Source organism: Streptomyces sp. NPDC049915 (assembly GCF_040656475.1).
Classification (GTDB): domain Bacteria; phylum Actinomycetota; class Actinomycetes; order Streptomycetales; family Streptomycetaceae; genus Streptomyces.
On record NZ_JBFAMH010000077.1, the window covers coordinates 1 to 2,037 of the forward strand.

At 70.1% G+C, this 2,037-nt stretch carries 2 protein-coding genes; both read right to left on the minus strand.

Translation table 11 applies throughout. The annotated features are described in order from the left end of the window. Window positions 1–1,246: 1,246 nt before the first annotated feature. Complete coding sequence (locus AB0J12_RS39590) at window positions 1,247–1,492, minus strand: type II toxin-antitoxin system RelE/ParE family toxin (RefSeq protein ID WP_363269656.1); 246 nt, start codon at window positions 1,490–1,492, stop codon at window positions 1,247–1,249. Continuing rightward, entirely contained in the window at window positions 1,489–1,749 is a 261-nt protein-coding gene (locus AB0J12_RS39595) for a type II toxin-antitoxin system Phd/YefM family antitoxin (protein ID WP_363269657.1), read from the minus strand. Before AB0J12_RS39595 ends, AB0J12_RS39590 begins: the two co-directional genes overlap by 4 nt. Between the last annotated feature and the right edge of the window lie 288 nt (window positions 1,750–2,037).

The window sequence follows — 2,037 nt, forward strand, 5'->3', positions numbered from 1 at the left end:
GAGAGGGCCAGGGTCTTCGGTCCAGACGTCGATGGTGTCGAGGACGCGGTACCGGTTGTCGCCGCCGCCGCACGGTACGCCGCGCCCTCTTCCACTCCACGTGCGATGTGCCGGGTTGGTGTCAGTGACGGCATGTCAGGCCGAGAGGTTTCCGCTGTTCTGGCCTTGAGTGGGGGAGAGGTGACTGTCGTAGAGCGGTATCTGCAGCGGGTGCGGCTGTCGTGGGGCGGTATACCCCACTCCGCTCACTGTCTTGAGAACGGCACTTCTGATCCTGCGTTGGCTGCGCGGCGGCACCGTGGCGGGCGTTGGTGTCGGCGGCGGAAGGGTGTGGGGTGGGGGAGCCGGGCGCGTGGGGTGAGGTCACGGCGGGGCTGGGGGTGTCCAGGCCGGTGCGGTCGGGCCCGCTCGCGCGAGCTGCGGCCGGGCCGTAGACCGGACGTATGGTGCTGCGGCCGCCGGTGGAACCGATGCTGGCGCAGGCCCGTGACAGCGTGCCTGCGCCGGGCGCGCTGCCGGGTCGTCTGATCTTTCAGCCGAAGTTCCTACCGCTCCCTGCTGTTCACCGGGCCGGCGCGGCTTCAGTCGCGCCGGGGCAGCCTGATCCAGGCCCGCTTCCCCGAGCTGGTACGTGCGGCCGCGGATCTGCCTGAGGGCCTGGTCCTCGATGGCGAGCTGGTCGTGTGGGACAGGAACGGCAAAGCAGGTCTAACACTGCTGGTCACTAAGTGTCCGACCCTCTCGTGTGGGGGAGCGACCGCGGGGTGAGTCTCCGCAGGCGTCGGAGTTCGCGTCCGACCCTCTCGTGTGGGGAGCGACCGAAACTCCAGACCGGCGTGTGGGGAGCGACCGATCCTGCTGTTCTGGCGCAACGTCGGCTAGCCCGACCCGTGCGTTGGCGGGGAGCGACCGCGACGACGTGCCTGGCGCTGCGACCCCGGATGAAGGAGTGGGTTTGACGGCTGAAGCTGGTCAGCGAACCGAGACGAGGGTGGAGACCCGGGGTTGGTGGCGCTGGAAGCTGATCAGTGGCACGCCACGCTCAAGGAGCTCGCGGGTCGGGTCGATGCCGATCCAGCAGTGCCCAGATGAGGCGAGCGGTCCTTTTCGCGGTGGGGTCGGTGCCGTCGACGTCGCGGTGCAGAGGAGACCAGAGCCCCAAGCAGCGGCGGCGCAGCCAGGGCGTCACCGGGCCAGTGCGCCGATCCGCGGTCCCGAAAGGGGTGCGTTTTCCGAAGCGGGGGGGTCAGCGTACGCGTCCGAGGTGGATGACGGTGACGCGGATCTGCTGATCGTTGATCTCGTACATGACGCGGTAGCGGGCGACGTGGATGCGGAGCAGGTCGGCGCTGCCGAAGGCGCCGTCGGGGCGGGGGTTGTTGGCGAGGCGGTCGACGGCGGTGAACACCTGCCGTACGCCATCGGGATCGTCCTTGGCGAACCGCTCCGCCTGGGCGAGGGCCTCGGGCTCCCAGATGATCTCGTAGTTCACGCCTCGGTACCGCCGAACACGCGCCGGTACGCCTCGTCGTGGGAGACGCCGGCGTCCTCACCGTGCTCCTGGCGGGCCCGGTAGGCGGCCAGAGCCCGCAGTTCCTGCAGTTCCAGGGCGTCGGCGGGGCTGACCAGTATGGCGACGGTCTGGCCGTGGTCGGTGATGGCGACGGGTTCACGGGTGGCGCTGACCTCGCGCGCGATGGCGCCCAGGCGGGCGCGGGCTTCCACGATCGAGTAGGTCGTCTCCGTCATGCACACCACCTTACGGAAGTGTGCACATGAGGGCCATCGAACGCCGTAATTCGCACCGGGCCGCGCCCGATGCCGCACAGCGGCGGGTGCTGTCAGCCCTCTGCCTTACTGTGGCGAGCGCCTGGATCAGGCTGCCCCGGCGCGACTGAAGCCGCGCCGGGCCGGTGAACAGCAGGCGCGCTGCTGGCGCGGCGCCTCCAGGGCCTGGGCGTGTGTGGCCGGGTGGCATCGGCCGCTCTTCGTGGCCGCCCAGCAGTCGCCGGTGTGCACCCAGTCGGCGTTCTTCCG